Below are 17,844 nucleotides of genomic sequence, written 5' to 3'. Positions count from 1 at the left end.
TATTAAATGTTGAAAAGAGAGCGTTGTTGTTTGTGCGTTCTCTTTTCTTTTTTAAAATATCATAATTATGAAAAATATAATTGTTTATGCTTTTTGTTTGATTTCTTTTTTATCTCAAGCTCAAAAAATTGAGATAGGAGAAGTAAAAACCATACAATCTAAAATATTAGATGAAGAAAGAGAATACCTGGTGTCTTTACCAGAAAATTATTCAAATAAGAATTTTGCCAATCAAAAATACCCTGTTATTTATCTTTTAGATGGCGAAAAATTTTTTAATGTTACCACAGGTATCGTTCAAAAGTTATCAGACGGATATTATCCGCTAATGCCAGAATGTATTGTTGTGGGAGTAAAAAACACTAATAGATCAAGAGAATTAACGCCTACAAAAGTTACGAGTTTATCTTATGAAAATGGAGGCTCTAAAAAGTTTGAGTCTTTTATTACAGAAGAATTAATTACTAAAGTTAATAAGACCTATAGAACATTAGATTATAAAATTCTTATAGGGCATTCATTTGGAGGCTTGTTTGCGTTTAATACTTTATTAAAAAATCCTTCGGAATTTAATGCTTATTTAATTATAGATCCAAGTTTATGGTGGGATGATAATGTACTTGTAAAAAAACTAGAAAGTAATTTAGAAACAATAGATTTTAAAGGAAGCTCTCTGTTTTTTGCAAATGCAAACTCTAAAGGAAATCAAAAAGAACCTAGCAAACAGCATTTTGCTCATTTTGAAGCTAAAAGGAAAGCACTTGAATTAATGAAGGTTACAGCACCTAAAAATTTAAACTATCACGTTAAATTTTATAATGATGAAGATCACGGAAGTGTTGTGTTGCCATCATTAATTGATGGATTAAGAACGATATTTAAAGGTTTTAAAATAAATGTAAAAGAGCTTGTGAAAAATCCTTCAATATTAGAAACACAATATAATTTGCTATCTAAAAACATTGGTTTTAATCTACAACCTCAAGGAGCTTATATAGATAGAGTCGTAGATTTAGCAATAAAATTAAAAGAAAAAGAGAATGCAGTTATTTTAAATACAATCCATCAAAAACAAGATCCAGATAATGTTTATTTAAAAGAGAAATTAGATTAACCTTCTAATACTTTAAGTATTACTAAAATGTACTTCATTTTTATATACTACCAAATAATAAAACCTGTAATTGCTTTTTACCAATTACAGGTTTTATTATTTGATGGAAAAAAATCAGAAAAAATAATGTGTAATATCATTTATTCTTGACTTTAATTACTTTTAAAATAGGTGTTAAAATGTAGATTTAAAGAATGTGATTTCTTTAAGAAAAGGTGTTATATCAATTTTGAAGAAATTATTTTGACTCCCATATCAATCATATCTTCTTTAATTTTCTTAAAACTTTTTTTATCTAGTGCTTCGGAAGCGTCTTCAATAAAAAAGCAATTAAAACCCTCTTTAACAGCATCTCGGATGGAATAGTAAACACAAATATCAGCAGCTAATCCACATATAAAAAGTTCGGTAGTCCCTTTTTCTTTTAAATATCCAGCTAATCCTGTAGATTTTAGGTGTCCATTATCATAAAAGGCACTATAGCTATCAATCTCCTTATCTGTACCTTTTCTAAAAATAGTTTCACATTGTAATGTGTTTAGCTTAGGATGTAATTCCGCTCCTTTAGTGCCTTGTACACAGTGATTTGGCCATAAGGTTTGCGAAATTCCATTAATTTCAATTTCATCAAAAGGAGATGCTCCCTTATGGTTGGAAGCAAAACTGATATGGTCCTCCGGATGCCAATCTTGCGTAGCAATTACCAAATCAAATTTATGCTGTATCTCATTAATAATTGAAACTATTTTATCTCCATTAGGAACAGGAAGCGCTCCATCTGGCATAAAATCGTTTTGTACATCTATTATAAGAAGTGTTTTCATAAATCGTTTTTTATTTAAAATTTAGATATAATAATGCTAAAAATGATAAACTTAAGAGGGTTTAGTTTAGAATTTATGTTCATTAACTAATTTATCGCGTTCTTGTTTTAGTTTTAAACTCAATCCTATTTTGTAAATATGCGGATTTTGAAAACGCTTGTATTCATTTGGAAGTTGTGCTAAACGAGATTGAGAATATTTAGCAACTTCAGAAACAGATCTAGAAGGGACTATTTTTTTTCCATTTTCCATAACTTTTTCAAGTAGAGGTTCTTGTTTAAAACCTTCTAAATCTAAACTTTTTGTACTGTCAAAAGGGTGTTCTATTTTATTTACTTCTCCTTCTGTATATAATACTACAGCGTCTGTACCATAAAACATACCTTTATCATCTAACATTCTAAAAACTTGTTTTTTGTATGGTAATGATACTTTTATGATGTTTTCAGAAAGCTTAATTCTTGGTTCTTTATTGTATTCTGATAATTTATAAACACCATCCATGGCAGCATCCGGATTTCCTGTAACTAAATTGGTTCCAACACCAAAAATATCAATAGGTGCTTCTTGCTCTTTAAGACTTTTTATAACATATTCATCCAATTGATTAGAGGCTACAATTTTTACATAATCTAAACCGGATTTGTCTAAAATTGCTCTCGTTTTTTTAGATAAATATGCCAAATCTCCACTGTCTAAACGAACTCCAAGTAGTTTTTCTCCTCTAGCTTCCATTTCTTTGGCGACCGTAATTGCTTTTGGTAAGCCACTTTTTAAAGTGTTGTAGGTATCTATTAAAAGAACACATCCTTTTGGTCGTATGCTTGCAAAATCTCTAAATGCTTGTATTTCATCTTTATAACTTTGTATGAATGAGTGCGCCATTGTACCTGTAGACGGAATATTATAATCTTTAGCAGCAGCCACATTACTTGTGCTATCAAAACCACCAATTATAGCGGCTCTAGATGCATAATATCCTCCAGTAGCATGGGCACGACGTAAGCCCATATCTAATAAAACTTCTTCTTTTGCACTATATCTAATTCTACTTGCTTTGGTTGCTATTAAAGTCTGAAAATTAAGAATGTTTAGTAGAAAAGTTTCTATAATCTGTGCTTCAATAATATTAGCTTCTACCTGTAAAATCGGGCGATTAGGAAAAACAACATCTCCTTCTTTACTTGAAAAAATAGTTCCTTTAAAACTAAAATTCGTCAAGTATTCTAAAAAATCATCCTGAAAACCATGTTGTTTTAAATATGCAATATCGGAAGCTGAGAATTTAAAAGTTTCTAAAATATCTAGTACATCTTCTAATCCTGCAAAAATAGAATAACCACCATTAAAAGGGTTGTGACGGTAATAATAATCAAAGACAGCGTGTCCATCTGGTTTTGTCTTAAAATAGACTTCTGCCATAGTAAGTTGATAAAGGTCTGTATAAGATGCTGTAATATTCATGCCATTTTAGTTTTAGAATTGTGAAGGTATTTAAAAATAAATAATTTATTCATTTATTTTAAACATTATCATAACATCAAATAGTTTCTTTTTTTATTTTAGAATTCAGTTTATTATGTCAAAACATAAAAGATTAAAATAAATTTCCCCCTCCAAACCTACAATTATTCTTTTCTAGGTAACTTATGTTACTTACTAGAGAAATTGTCTAATGTATTTTTGTGCCAGATAATTAAAGAATAAATGAAAAACACAATAAATATATTTTTATTTCTCTTGTTTTTAGGTGGTTTACCTTTTCAAGCACAGAAATTAAAACCAATTTCAAAAACAGAAGTTTTACAGAAAGTCTCTGAAGAGAATACTACTATTAAAATTTCTGAGCAAGAATTTAATGCAGCCAAAGCAGATTATAGACAGACTAATGCTGTGTTTTTACCAAATATTACAGCAAGTCATACTGCAATAGCAACTACAAACCCATTAATGGCTTTTGGTTCTAAATTAAATCAGGAAATTTTAACGCAAAACGATTTTAATCCAGCTGTGTTAAACGATCCTTCACAAATAGAAAACTACGCTACAAAATTCGAAATTAAACAACCATTAATCAATTTTGATGGTATGTACCAGCGCAAAGCAGCCAAGTCTAAAATGGAAGCGATGTCTTTAAAAACAGAACGAACACAAGATTATTTAGTGTTTGAGGTAGACAAAGCCTATATGCAATTACAATTAGCTTATAAGGCAGTTACGGTTTTAGAAAAAGCATTAGAAGCTGCAAATGCAAATAAAAAATTAGCAGACAATAGCTTTAAACAAGGCTATTTACAACGGGCAGATGTGTTGAATGTTGAGGTTAGAGTAACCGAAGTTCAGAACCAATTGCAAATGGCGCAAAGTAATGTGCAAAACGCATCTAATTATTTATCTTTTTTAATGAATGATGACATGTATGTTGTTTATACGCCAACAGATGAATTATCCGTTTCAAATTTTAGAACTGATGATAAAATAATTTCAGAAAACCGCTCAGATATTAAAGCGATGCAATTGGCAACAAAGGCTTATGAAGCTATGAATAAAGCGGATAAAATGGCTTTTTTGCCTAGGTTAAATGCTTTTGCAAGTTATGAATTGCATGACAATAAGGTTTTTAGAGCTGGTGCAAATGGCTATTTATTTGGAGCACAATTAAGTTGGGATATTTTTCAGGGTTCTAAACGTTTTGGAAAAGTACAAAAGAGTAAAGCTGAATTTGAACAATCTAAATTAGAATACAATCAATATGTTTCTAAAAATAATTTAGAATTAAATAAAGCAAAACGTGCTTTTTTAGATGCTGAAAATAAATTAAAACTAACCTCTTTAGCACTAGAACAATCAGAAGAATCTTTAAGAATTAGAACTAACAGATTTAAAGAAGGTTTAGAAAAAACATCCGATTTATTAATTGCCGAAACAAAATACGCACAAAAGCAATTAGAATATTATCAGACCATATTTGAATACAATTATTCACAAGCTTATTTAAAATTTTTAACGAAAGAGTAAAATAGAATCAAGACAAATACTCGTGCATTCGAGACTTTAAAATTAATAAAATGAAAAAATACTTATACCTATTCACTTTTACCTCAGTATTACTGTTTTTAACAAGTTGTACAAGCGAAGACAAAAAAACAGTAACCGATACTACACCCGCAATTGCTGTGAAAGTAAGTCAGGTTGTAGCTAGTGGAAATAGTCCGTTTTTATCTGTAAGCGGAAAAATTCAAGCATCAAATAGTGCTGATTTAAGTACTAGAATGATGGGCTATGTAGATAAAGTACACGTTAATGTTGGAGATAAAGTACGTAAAGGACAAATATTAGTGTCTATAAACAATAGTGACTTACAAGCTAAAAGAGCACAAGTAAACGCAGGAATTACTCAAGCGACTGTTGGTTTTAATAATGCACAAAAGGATTATAATAGATTCAAAAATTTGTTTGCAAATGCTTGTGCGTCTCAAAAAGAAATGGATGATATGACTGCTAATTTTAAAATGGCAAAAGCACAATTAGAATCGGCCAAACAAATGAAAAATGAGATTAACGCACAATTTGCTTATAGTAATATTACAGCGCCTTTTAGCGGAACAGTAACTAGTAAAAATGTAGAAGCTGGTAATATGGCAAATCCTGGTGTTCCATTGATTAGTATAGAAACACCTGGAAATTTTGAAGTGATGGCAATGGTTCCGGAAACAGAAATTTCTGAAATTAAAAAAGGAGCTTCTGTTGATGTGATTGTAAAGTCAATGAACAAAACGGTAAAAGGAAAAGTTACTGAAGTAAGTACATCTGCCAAAAATTCTGGAGGACAATATTTAGTAAAAATAGATTTAGAGAAAACGGACGTGAATATTTTATCAGGCATGTTTACAACGGTTCAATTTCCTGTAGAGCGAAAACCAACCTCATCTATGGTTTTAATACCTAAAGATGCTATTGTAACTAATGGGCAATTATCTGGTGTCTATACCGTAAGCCAAAGCAATACCGCATTATTACGTTGGTTGCGTTTAGGTAGAACTTTTGGAGATCAAGTAGAAGTATTATCTGGTTTAAATGCAGACGAAGCATACATTGTTTCTGGTGAAGGAAAACTGTTTAATGGTGCAAAAATTACAATTCAATAACTAATAAGTTGCGTTAAGGATAGAAACGACATCCTTTTTTACTTAATAAATAAGCTGTCATTACGAGGAGTGCAACGACGTGGTAATCTCCCAATCGATTAAGAGATTGCCACAGCAAATAAAAAATGTACTTAGTAAGGACAAGTAAAAAAGATACAGTGTATAGCCTGTTAAAACGCCCAAAAAATAAAAATCACCTCCTTTGAGGTTGTAATAAAAATAATAATTATGAAAGAAGGTATCGCAGGAAAAATTGCCAAAGTCTTTATGCAATCTAAATTAACAGTATTGTTAATGATTGTATTTATGGTAATTGGTGTGTATAGTTCGTACTTGATTCCGCGTGAAGAAGAGCCACAAATAGACGTGCCAATGGCAGATATTTTTGTTGGATATCCTGGAGCAAGTCCTACAGAAGTAGAGTCGCGTGTGATTAAGCCATTAGAGCAATTAATTTCGAATATTAAAGGTGTAGAATATGTGTATTCTACGTCTATGAAGGAGCAAGGTATGGTTATTGTACAGTTTTATGTAGGTGAAGATATTGAGCGTTCTTTTGTAAAATTATACAATGAAATTAACAAACACATGGACCAAATGCCTGCAGGTGTTACGTTTCCGTTGGTGAAAACGCGTGCTATTGATGATGTGCCAATGTTGGGCTTAACGCTGTGGAGTGAGCATTATGACGATTTTCAATTAAGTCAGATGGCGCAGGAGTTAGAGTCTGAAATTAAAAAGGTAAACGATGTTGCTATTACCCATAAAATTGGAGGTAGAGAGCGTCAATTGCGTGTGGTTTTAGATAAAGACAAATTAGCTGCAAGCGGATTGGATTTCTTGTCGGTCTCTGAAATGATTAAGGCAAATAATAGCCAATTAAGTGCTGGTAGTTTTGATAAAAATGACACAGAATTTTTAATAAATACTGGTAAATTTTTAGAAACTGTTACAGATGTAGAAAATTTGGTGGTTGGTGTGCAACAAAATCAGCCTATTTATTTAAAGCAAATTGCAAATATTATTGACGGACCAGAAGTTCCACAAAATTATGTGAGTTTAGGTTTTGGGAAAGGAAGTGTAAAATCTTCGGAATATAAATCAGATTATCCAGCTGTAACTATTTCTGTTGCGAAACGAAAAGGTGCAGATGCAATGAAAATATCTGAAGTTATTATTGATAAAGTAGACCATTTACGTGCAACTTTAATTCCGGATGATGTACACGTAGAAATTACCAGAAATTATGGAGAAACAGCTTCTGATAAAGTATCGGAATTGTTGTTACACCTTATGGGATCTATCATTGCAGTAACATTAGTTGTAATGTTGGCAATGGGTTGGCGTGGTGGATTGGTGGTGTTTTTGTCCGTTCCAATTACATTTGCATTAACGTTGTTGAGCTACTATTTAATGGATTATACCTTAAATAGAATTACATTATTCGCTTTGGTTTTTGTAACGGGTATTGTGGTGGATGACTCCATTATTATTGCAGAAAATATGCATCGACATTTTAAAATGAAACGCTTGCCTTTTAAACAAGCTGCTTTGTATGCAATTAATGAAGTTGGAAACCCCACAATTTTGGCAACATTTACTGTAATTGCGTCGGTTTTACCAATGGCTTTTGTGTCAGGATTAATGGGGCCTTATATGGCACCAATGCCAATAGGAGCATCTATTGCAATGATTTTGTCTTTGTTTGTTGCCTTAACAGTTACACCTTATTTAGGGTTGATTTTCTTGAGAGAAAAAGATAAAAAAGGACAACCAGAAAAATTGGAGAAATCCTTAGAAGAAACTTTAATTTATAGGATTTACAACAAGTTTGAAGGTCCATTATTAGAAAGTAAAACAAAACGTTGGGTGTTTTTAGGAGGAACATTTTTAGTGTTAATGGCAACAATGGTGTTGTTTTTTACCAATTCTGTTGCGGTAAAAATGTTGCCTTTTGATAACAAAAATGAGTTTCAAGTGGTAATTGATATGCCAGAAGGTACAACGCTAGAAAGAACCGGGGTTGTAGCGCAAGAAATTTCTCAATATTTAGCTACCCGACCAGAAGTGGTAAATTATCAGAATTACGTGGGTACTTCTGCACCCATTACTTTTAACGGTTTGGTACGTCATTACGATTTACGTGGTGGATCTAATATGGCAGATATTCAAGTGAATTTAATTGATAAAGGCGAGCGAAGTATTCAAAGTCATGGAATTGCAAAATTAATGCGTGCAGATATTCAGAAAATTGGAGTAAAGTATAATGCGAATGTAAAGTTGGTAGAAGTACCACCAGGACCACCAGTATTATCTACAATAGTTGCAGAGGTTTACGGGCCAGATTATAATGAGCAGATTAAGATTGCCAATAGCGTTCAAAATATCTTAAAAAATACTGCCGATGTGGTGGATATCGATTGGATGGTAGAAGATGATCAAACAGAATATCAGTTTGAAATTAATAAAGAAAAAGCAATGTTATATGGAGTTGCACCACAGCAAATTGCATATACAATGAATCTGGCTTTATCTAACCGTGCAATTACAAATTTATATGATGAAGATGCGGTGAATCAAGTTGGTTTGGTATTGACTTTAGATGAAAAAGAAAAGTCTACGATTTCTGATATTTCTCAATTAAAAGTAAAATCGAAACAAGGTAATTTAATTCCTATTGCAGATTTAGTGACAATTACAGAAACGATAGCTGCAAAAAGCATTTATAGAAAGAATCAAAAAAGAGTTGTTTATGTTTTAGCAGATATGGCAGGGGAATTAGAAAGTCCGGCGTATGCTATTCTAGGGATGGAAGAAAAGTTAAAAGAAATTTCGTTGCCAAAAGGATACCAATTAAACGAAATGTATTTAGGTCAGCCAGATTTTGAAGACAATTATACTGTAAAATGGGATGGAGAATGGCAAATTACCTTAGAGGTTTTTAGAGATTTAGGAATTGCTTTTTTAGGAGCATTAATTTTAATTTATATTTTAATTGTTGGCTGGTTTCAAAACTTTAAAGCCCCAATTGTAATGATGGTTGCAGTACCCTTATCATTAATAGGAATTATTTTAGGACACTGGGTTATGGGAGCATTTTTTACAGCTACCTCATTTATTGGCATGATTGCTTTGGCAGGAATTATGGTACGAAACTCGGTGTTACTTATTGATTTTATCAATTTAAGAACAGCGGAAGGTATTCCTTTAAAACAAGCTTGTATAGAAGCAGGAGCAGTGCGTACAACCCCAATTTTATTAACTGCAGGTACGGTAGTTATTGGAGCCTTTGTAATTCTGTTTGATCCAATTTTTCAAGGATTAGCAATCTCATTAATGGGAGGAACTATTGTTTCTACAGTATTAACGTTGTTGGTTGTGCCGTTGGTGTATTATATGATAGAGAAGAAAAATTATAAATAATATGTCTGGTCTAGCGCAGTGGAGACCTTTGTATAGAATTATAAACAGTTCTCAATTGCGCTAGAACGGACATAAAAATAAAAAATTATGAAATTAGTATTAGTTACAGCCGTTGAAGAATTTCAAAAAGAAGTTTTAAAAATCTTCAAAAAAGCAAATATTAAAAATTTTAGTAGTTCTGATATTGATGGGTATAAAAATTCACCTGAATTATTAATGGCTTCTAGTTGGTTTTCTGGTGAAAAAAGTGGCAATGAATCTAGAATGTTTTTCTCTTTTACAGAAAAAGAAAAGATTGATGATTTATTTAAACTAATGGAAGAATTTAATAAAGAATTAAAGACAAACAATCCTTTAAAAGCGATTGTTTTACCAATAGAAAGATTTATATAAACTTAAAAAAAGAGTAAAAATGTTAAATAAATATTTTAGAGTTATTGTAGGGTTTATGGTGTTGTTAACTATTTTTTTAACCTACTATGTAAATATAAATTGGTTGTGGTTTGGTGTATTTATTGGCGTGAATTTAATTCAGTCTGCATTTACAAAATGGTGTTTGTTAGAAGTTATTTTGATAAAATTAGGTGTTAAAAAATAGACCTGTTATAGGGGGATTTTACTTCTAAATAATAAAAGTAAATGCGAAAAATGGATCTAAGATGTTTATACACCATATCAGTCATTTTTTAAATTATAAGAGTTAAAATAGGACTTATAACAATGTTAATTTTGGTTAGTATAATAATAAAACCAAAAAATTATGAGAATTAGACCATATTTATCATTTGACGGAAATTGTCAACAAGCAGCAAACTTTTATACTTCAATTTTTGGAGGAAAAATTATAGAAAAAACAACTTACAAAGAATCAAAAATTGATATTCCGGATCATTATTTAGAAAAAATTCAACATTTAGAGATAAAATCTAAAAACTTTCATATCATGATGTATGATGCTTCTCCAGATACACCTCTAACAAGTGGAAGCAATATTCATTTAGCAGTTGATTTTGATTCAGAAAAAGAGCTAAAAGAAGTTTTTGATCAATTAAGTAGCTCTGGTATTGTACACACACCATTACAAGAAACCTCTTGGAACGCTATTTATGGTAGATGTACTGATAAATACAACATCGATTGGATGTTAAATTATAAAGCTTAAAAAACAGAAAGCTATCTAGAAATTATTTTAGATAGCTTTTTTTTGTAGACTAAATTATTTGAAATTAAAGATTGTAGATTATTATTCTACAATCTTTTTAGGTTGTTCTAGAAGATATTTTTTTGAATACGCTCTTGTAAAATGTGCTCCGTAAAATAAAATTAAACTGGTGTAAGAAACCCATAGCATTATTAAAATTATAGAACCAGCGGCACCATAAGTAGAACCTGGTTCTAGTTCGCTAAAGTAAATTGCAAGTAAATATTTACCAACAACAAATAGAATAGAGGTTAACAAAGCACCAATTCTAACAGCTCTCCATGGTACATTTGCATTTGGTAAAATCTTAAACATTGCTGCAAAAACAAAATAAATAGAAGCTAAGGAAATAAAAACATCCAAAGTAAAAATAGAATTCACTAAATCATTAGAAAAAATATTTTTTAAATTTTCGCCAAAAGTGCTTAAAAGAGAAGTTAAGACGAGACTAATTAGTAGTAAGAAAACAATAATTAAGATAAAGCCAAAACTTTTTAATCTTACAAATACAGTTTCTAAAACACCATTTTTAAATCTAGGTTTTGCATTCCAAATGCTATCTAGAATATTTTGTATTTGAAAAAAGACTCCAGTAGAACCATATATTAAGGTTGCAATACCAATGATTGTTGTAAAAAAAGATGTTTTTTCACCACCATCATTCACCATCATTTGTTTTATGGTGTTTGCTGTTTCGGCACCAATTGCGTTAGATATTTCATTTAAAATTTGTCCTTCTACAATTTCTTTCCCCCAAATAGAGCCAACTAGGTTAAAAATAATTATGATAAGCGCAGGTAAAGATAGTATTGCATAATAAGCAATAATTGCAGCTTTATTAAAAGGATCATCATTAAACCAAGATTTTGCACTTGTTATTAATAATTCGGGTAAATGTGTTAGTCTGAATTTAATTTTATCTTTTTTATTTGTCATACAAAGCAAAAATACACATTGAAAAAGAACTTACATATTTATTTTTCAATGTGTATTTTTAGTGTCATAGTTATTGCGAACCTTTTTGGTTGATAAAAATTAGAATCTATCCTCTATATCTTGGTCTATTTCTAGGTTCAAATTTTTTGCCTTCTCCACCTAAACTATTAAATTTCCAAGTAAAAGTTAACATGGCATATTGTTTTAGTACGGTACTAGAAGAATCTTGAATGTAATCTTCTGTAGCAACCCTTCTTGCATTGCTATTTTGATTTAAAATATCATATATCTTTATTCCAACTGCTCCTTGGTCTTTTAAAATTGAATAACGTAAAGTGGTATTCCAGAACCAAGCACTTTTTTGAAATCCATCTGCAATATTTGGGTTGTAATTAAACTTAGCATCATTTCTCCATTCTAATTTTTTAGGTAGAAAGGTAGAGGTGCTTATTAAAACATCATGACTTGTAAAATTTTTGTCACTAAAACTGTCTATATCATAGGTGTTTTTATTAAAAGAAACTGAGTAAGAAGGTCTAATCTCAAACACATCATCCCACATAAAATCAAAACCAATTCTTGGTGAAATTGAGGTTGCTTTACTAGAATACTGTACTCCATTATTAAAGTTAATATTTTTATTATGATTTCCAAAAACTGTTAATTCTGATTTTAAACTACCAAAATCTTCCCATTTTTTTGTGATACTATAACTACCACCTCCTTGTATGCTATAAAAGCCATCTACGTTTGCGTAAGAAGTTTCTCTAATAAGTGTATTTGGTTCTATTATTGTATTTGCAACCACTCTATCATTTGTTATAGTAGCATTACCAAAAGCCCAAAAACCAGTTCTATCTTGCCAATTAAAATTAGAAACACCAAAACGAATACTATGTGTTTTAGTTGGGTCTAATTCTGGGTTACCCGTTATAATATTTAAAGGGTTAGACTCGTCTCTAAATGGTTGTAATTGAGATAATGATGGTGTACCGTTTCTAAAATTATACCTAAGTCTATAACTAGTTGTTCTATCTTTTCTATACCTTAAATTTAAACCATATTCTAGATTGTTAAATTCTCTTTCTAAATTGGTTTCTGGTCTTAGAAAATCGGTATTTTTTAAAGTTCTATTTAAGTAAGCTATGTCTGCAGAAGTAGACCATTTCTCGTTTCTGAAAGATAGCTTTGCACGAGGTTTTTTAACGTTATCTTGATACTCGAAATCTGTACTTAATAAATTACTGAAATCTGTGTAATCGTTTGTATTATCATCAAAATTAAACGTACTTCTCTTTTTTACCGTATTGGTGTTAGCGTATTGATAGCTAACATCAAAATATAAAAGTTTTGATAGTATTGGAAAACGATACGTAATCTCACTACCAATTTCTGTTTTATCTGTATTTCCATCAGAATATTGATCTCTAACTATTTCATTAGGATTGTCTCCATAAATTTTAGTTTGAGACTGTACCAAGTCTTCTGTTTCAGATTTATCTATATTTGCTGTCAACTCTACTCTTAAAAAGGCACCTCTACTACCAAACATTTTGGTTAAGTTTATCTCATTATCAAACTTTTTAATATTTGAATCTGCTATAGAAGTTGAGTTAGAATCATTGGTAAGTGTATTACTATTATTAAAGCTCTCTGAAATACTTGTATAAGTGTTTTTATTTAGATCTGCATTAAAATCAGATTCAATATCAATTCTAAAAGTACTGTCAATTTCAATTTCAAAATCTATACTTGCCTCATGGCTATCACTTTCGTTAAAAGAAGTGTTGTAAGAGTTGGTAGAAAAGCTTGTACCATCTGCTAAAAATGTTTCTCTGTTTAGGGTACTTTTATTGTCAGAATCACTTGTTTTATAGAAGTAATCACTAGAAATCTCAAACATTTTTCCAAAAGCATTTATGTAATTTAGTCCATAATTGTTAGAAGTAACAATACCTTGTCCACCTCCAAAACTTCTGTTATTTCCTCCAAATTGTAAACGTTGGTTTCCAAAGCTAAAACCAGGAGAATTTACATTGTTCCCACCTGCTAAAAGACCAATTCGTTCACTTCCTTTAAAACGAGTTGCCATACCTGCATATTCATATCTTCCGTCTGTACCAATTCCTGCAGCAGTTTTACCAAAATATCCTTTATTATTTTCTTTTTTAATAGTAAGATTTATTGTTTTATTTTCTCCATCAGAATCTTCACCAGCAAATGCCTGTGCATTTGTTTTTGTATCTGAAATTTGTATTTTTTCTATAATATCTTTGGTAAGATTTCTGGTTGTAATTGTTGGGTCATTCCCGAAGAATGGTTTACCATTTACAAGTATTTTATTTACTGATTTTCCGTTTACAGTAATTCCTCCTTCATCATCTACTTCTACACCCGGTAGTTTTTTTAGTAAATCTTCTACATTTGCGTCCTTTTTAGTTTTAAAAGACTTTACATTAAACTCTACCGTATCTTTTTTAATAGTGATGGGAGCAGTAGATCTAATAACAACTGCATCTAATACGTTAGCAGGCTCTAAAATTAATTGACCAACGTTTTGATTTTTTGCACTTATTATTTTAGTGTAAGGTTTATAACCAATATATGACACTACTAATTTTATTTTGGTATCTGCTGTATTTCCTTCAACATTAAAGAATCCTTTAGAGTTTGAAATTGTATAAGCAATTATACTACTGTCTTTTAATCGTTCTGCATGTACTGTTGCAGATTCTAATAATTCATTGTCATCTAAGGATTTAATGGTTCCGGTAATTGTAAATTTTTTAGTTTGTGAATACGTAATACAGGTAAAAATTAGGCAAGTTAGTAAAAGAACTTTCTTCATTATTGTTGGTTGATTAAATGAGTTGTTAATTAGTGAAACTAAATTTCTAAGCAAAGGTTTAATTAAAGAATTAATAATTAGTTGCTTTTAACATAACTTTAGGATTTGTGAAGAGGTAAATTTTTACTTTTTTGATCAAATCTACTGGTAAACATCATAAATACCTATATTATACTGAGGTATGCAGGTTATTATGATAATTTTTTATTTTGTTATTCTTATTTATTCTAAATAAAGGTTATATTTGCCGAATAATTATTTAATTATGATTGTTTTTTATACTGAAAGTAAGCCTGTAGTTTCTATGTTAAATACATCCGTTTGTGATAGTGTTTGTTCTTCTAATTGCATAAAACCAAAAAGTAGCTGTTGCAATAAGTATAAAAAAAAGGGCATCAACTGTAAGCGATGCCCTAATATTTTGCTAAAAGCTTCTTAGCTTAAACCATTTATTACCCTTTTCTATATAAAGGGTCAGTACCAATTGTACCTATCAAACTTTCTAGGTATTCGTTAGAATTAACATGTTTATATTGTACTCTTAAGTTTTCTAAACGGTTATTAATATCCATTTCAGAAGCGATAGAAGTATTATACGGATTTGCAATAAAGTCTTCAGAATATTTTATTTTTGTAGAATGTAATATCTTTCTGCTGTTTTAGTGCTAATCTTTCTTTGTACCAATCGCTATTAACAGCATAATCTCTACTAAATAACTCACGTAATGCAGGATCACTAATGTCTTTTCCTTTATAACTTCCATACGCCATAATGTAATAGCACTTTTAAAGGCGGAATTGCAGCAGCAATACTACCATCTTCAAAATAGTTTAAAGCAACTTTTTGTTGTGTTTCTACAATATTTTTAATTCCGTCTACATAATCTTCTAAACCTTGTAATTCTGGTTTTAACATTCTTTCGCTAAAAACAGCTGTAGGTTCATCAAAAATTCTATTTAAACATCTATAAGAGAACGTTTTTGTAATTCTATAGCCTAATCTACTAGCAAGAATAGTTTCTCCTTCGTATTCAAAATCATTAATTTTTTCTAATGAACCATTTTCTATCAATTCTTTAGGATCTCTATCTTTTGGTTCTAATCTAGCCCAAATTTCAGGGATTAGTAAACTTACGTCATGATCTATTTTGTTCTCTGCACCTACGTAACCTGCCGCTGTGCTAAACCCGTTAGATTCTGTTAAAATATGAGATAACAACGCATTGTTTAAATCGGTAGTTGGAGTAAGCATGTTAAAAGGTGCTTTTGTTAAAGCGCCTTCAGTACCAGCACCTGTGGTGGATGGAGATTTACCTGTTAAACTACAGATAAAGTCCATAAATAATTCTGGTGCTTCTTGGTAATGAATTGGGTTGTAAACAGCCAAAGGTCTTATTCCTGCAGCTTTATCTACAGGATTATTTCTTCTACCAGTTAAAATGGTATTTACAACATGATGTACCGGTTCTTCTAAATTAATTTTTCTTACCAAACGAACACCAAGATCTGCCAAATAAGTAGCTTCTGTTTCTACAACATTTTTACAAGGCTCTAAATAACGAGGATTTTTGGTAGGTTCTCCGTTTACAATTCTGGTATGCGAAGGCACTGCAAAAAAGGCTTCTTTTTTATCACTTTTTACAATACTTTCAATAAAATCTTTAACAGGTTGCGTGTATTTATCAAAGTTGATGGTGTCTTCATATAAAGCAATGGCATCTTCTTTTTTTAGTAATTCGTAGTTGGTTAAAAAGCGTCCGTTTGTTACCAAATCTAATTCAGCAGCTTTATCATAACCTCTCACTACTGCTTCATCTGGTCTTTGAAAAAGATGGGCCTCACAATTGGTTAATAATTTTAAACTCTTATTTTTAAACTCTGGGTTTAAGTTTTTTAATTGATTTCTGGGTATGGTAATAGAAGCTGTAATGTCATCTTCTGTTTGTACTTTTTCTGAAGGAGAAAAATCTGAACGTAGTTTGTTTAACATCCAGTTTCCTTGTTCATTAAAACCAATACGAACATAACTACCTACAACGGGTGTGTTGTTGTATAATAAGCTGGTTCCTTTTTTTCCGTTGATAATTTCAACAGACATATAGTCTTTCCAATTTAAAGTTCCATGTGCTTGTCTGTATAACCTTTTTACAAACAGTACCAAAGAACGAATATGTACTGGGATTTCTTCTAAAAACTGGTTAAATTCATCAGAATTATGCTTGGAAGGAATTAATAATTTAACAGCAGAACTTAAGGTTCTTTTTTCACTTAAAAAAGATCTAGATATTGGTCTGTTAGGATCTTTAATTTTCCAACGATTAGAATATACATACTCTATAATTTCATCTGCTTTTTTAAAGTCTTCTTCTATATTATGGATGTTAAAAGTACTGTACGTAATGGCATTTTGCATAGGTTTAGAAATCTCAGACTTACCTCCGCCAGAAACGGTACATGGTTTATGGCAAAAAACACCTTCTGCAAATGTTTCTATAATTCTCCATAAATCGATTGACTTATGTTTTTCTAATTTTAATTTACTTCCAGTAGGATGAATGTATGTTTTGTAAGGAGACAAGGTTAATTTTTGCTCTTTACTATTATGCATCCAAGTAATACTATTGGTGTTTATGTATGCAAACTCTGGAATGTAAACAATGTTAGGATACTTTTTATCAACAGCATAGTTTTCTGGCTTTACGTCTATAGTGTCTCCTAAAAGTTGTTTTACGCCTTCAAAAGTATGTTTAGAGTTATAAAATTCTGACTGAACTTTGCCATCTACAGTGTCGCCCATAACTCTTCTAGCAAATGCAATTGCACCACCAGCATGCTCTTCTTCTACCAAACCAAAAAGGTTGGCAGAATAACTAATTTCTTTTTTAGAGTATCCGTAGTAGTTGTCCGCAATTAAAGTAACAACAACACCTCTATCATCTCTACACGTAACTTTAAATGCGCCACCTTCATTATAAAGTTCATTATCCTCTCTTTCCAGCACATTCCTTCTCTTCTTTGACGTTCTGTAGCATCATCAAAATGAGGTAAACCAACATCTTTCTTTTTTAACTCTTTTAATTGAGGAGCTAAAACAATACAACCGGTGTGCCCAGTCCAATGTTCTGTATCTAAAGCAGCATCATTTTGTGCTAAGTTGTGGTCTCCGGCATTGCCGAAAATAGACTCTACAAAATCTAAATTACTGACTAAGTTTCCTGGAACAAAAAAGCGAACTTCTAATGATTTTTCTGAAATTACTCCTTTAACTTCTGGACAAACTACAGGTCTTAAAAGAGATGAAACCATTACTTTGGCTTGGTTTTCTTGACTAGAAGTAAACGGAAGTGTTT

The 17,844-nt window shown here is 30.9% G+C and carries 14 protein-coding genes; 7 read left to right on the top strand and 7 right to left on the bottom strand.

Going from position 1 to position 17,844, the window contains the following annotated elements; genetic code table 11:
* Nucleotides 1–67: 67 nt before the first annotated feature.
* Nucleotides 68–1,114 (top strand): alpha/beta hydrolase, encoded by a 1,047-nt coding sequence (locus WG945_RS09070; RefSeq protein ID WP_068447214.1) that lies wholly within the window; start codon nucleotides 68–70, stop codon nucleotides 1,112–1,114.
* Nucleotides 1,115–1,332: 218 nt separating this feature from the next.
* Here WG945_RS09070 and pncA read toward each other — a convergent pair whose 3' ends face one another.
* Both pncA and WG945_RS09060 read right to left on the bottom strand, forming a co-directional pair.
* Entirely contained in the window at nucleotides 1,333–1,938 is a 606-nt protein-coding gene (gene pncA / locus WG945_RS09065; RefSeq protein WP_068447186.1) for a bifunctional nicotinamidase/pyrazinamidase, read from the bottom strand.
* A gap of 66 nt (nucleotides 1,939–2,004) precedes the next feature.
* Nucleotides 2,005–3,402, bottom strand: a complete 1,398-nt coding sequence (locus tag WG945_RS09060; protein WP_068447184.1) for a nicotinate phosphoribosyltransferase — start codon at nucleotides 3,400–3,402, stop codon at nucleotides 2,005–2,007.
* A gap of 243 nt (nucleotides 3,403–3,645) precedes the next feature.
* On the opposite strand from WG945_RS09060, the gene WG945_RS09055 reads away from it, so the two are divergent.
* The 6 genes from WG945_RS09055 (at nucleotide 3,646) to WG945_RS09030 (ending at nucleotide 10,671) form a co-directional block, all read left to right on the top strand.
* Nucleotides 3,646–4,956, top strand: a complete 1,311-nt coding sequence (locus WG945_RS09055; RefSeq protein ID WP_068447182.1) for a TolC family protein — start codon at nucleotides 3,646–3,648, stop codon at nucleotides 4,954–4,956.
* Between the two features lie 50 nt (nucleotides 4,957–5,006).
* Nucleotides 5,007–6,086 carry an efflux RND transporter periplasmic adaptor subunit gene (locus WG945_RS09050; RefSeq protein WP_068447181.1) on the top strand — a complete coding sequence of 360 codons (1,080 nt, stop codon included), beginning with the start codon at nucleotides 5,007–5,009 and terminating at the stop codon, nucleotides 6,084–6,086.
* Between the two features lie 228 nt (nucleotides 6,087–6,314).
* Nucleotides 6,315–9,509 carry an efflux RND transporter permease subunit gene (locus WG945_RS09045; RefSeq protein ID WP_068447180.1) on the top strand — a complete coding sequence of 1,065 codons (3,195 nt, stop codon included), beginning with the start codon at nucleotides 6,315–6,317 and terminating at the stop codon, nucleotides 9,507–9,509.
* An 87-nt stretch (nucleotides 9,510–9,596) separates the two neighbouring features.
* Nucleotides 9,597–9,902, top strand: coding sequence for a hypothetical protein (locus WG945_RS09040; RefSeq protein WP_068447178.1), 306 nt, complete (start codon nucleotides 9,597–9,599; stop codon nucleotides 9,900–9,902).
* Between the two features lie 19 nt (nucleotides 9,903–9,921).
* A complete protein-coding gene (locus WG945_RS09035; protein ID WP_068447177.1) occupies nucleotides 9,922–10,107 on the top strand; it encodes a YgaP family membrane protein in 186 nt (61 codons plus the stop codon).
* Between the two features lie 162 nt (nucleotides 10,108–10,269).
* A complete protein-coding gene (locus tag WG945_RS09030) occupies nucleotides 10,270–10,671 on the top strand; it encodes a VOC family protein (protein ID WP_068447175.1) in 402 nt (133 codons plus the stop codon).
* An 81-nt stretch (nucleotides 10,672–10,752) separates the two neighbouring features.
* Here the strand turns inward: WG945_RS09030 and WG945_RS09025 are convergent, their stop codons facing one another.
* From WG945_RS09025 to WG945_RS09005, 5 genes are all read right to left on the bottom strand, one after another.
* Nucleotides 10,753–11,646: a YihY/virulence factor BrkB family protein gene (locus WG945_RS09025; RefSeq protein WP_068447173.1), complete on the bottom strand. Its 894-nt coding sequence runs from the start codon at nucleotides 11,644–11,646 to the stop codon at nucleotides 10,753–10,755.
* A gap of 106 nt (nucleotides 11,647–11,752) precedes the next feature.
* The gene (locus WG945_RS09020) at nucleotides 11,753–14,494 is read right to left on the bottom strand and encodes an outer membrane beta-barrel protein (protein WP_068447171.1); all 2,742 of its coding nucleotides are present in this window, start codon (nucleotides 14,492–14,494) and stop codon (nucleotides 11,753–11,755) included.
* Between the two features lie 615 nt (nucleotides 14,495–15,109).
* A complete protein-coding gene (locus WG945_RS09015) occupies nucleotides 15,110–15,265 on the bottom strand; it encodes a hypothetical protein (protein ID WP_197482024.1) in 156 nt (51 codons plus the stop codon).
* Nucleotides 15,246–17,495 carry a hypothetical protein gene (locus tag WG945_RS09010; RefSeq protein WP_197482023.1) on the bottom strand — a complete coding sequence of 750 codons (2,250 nt, stop codon included), beginning with the start codon at nucleotides 17,493–17,495 and terminating at the stop codon, nucleotides 15,246–15,248. Before WG945_RS09010 ends, WG945_RS09015 begins: the two co-directional genes overlap by 20 nt.
* A complete protein-coding gene (locus WG945_RS09005; RefSeq protein WP_197482022.1) occupies nucleotides 17,405–17,800 on the bottom strand; it encodes a hypothetical protein in 396 nt (131 codons plus the stop codon). The genes WG945_RS09010 and WG945_RS09005 overlap by 91 nt, the downstream gene beginning before the upstream one ends.
* Nucleotides 17,801–17,844 lie beyond the last annotated feature (44 nt).

The sequence above is a fragment of the Polaribacter atrinae genome, assembly GCF_038023995.1.
GTDB classification, from domain to species: domain Bacteria; phylum Bacteroidota; class Bacteroidia; order Flavobacteriales; family Flavobacteriaceae; genus Polaribacter; species Polaribacter atrinae.
The sequence above is the reverse complement of the archived record's forward strand: the minus strand, read 5'-3'. Positions and strand labels throughout refer to the sequence as shown.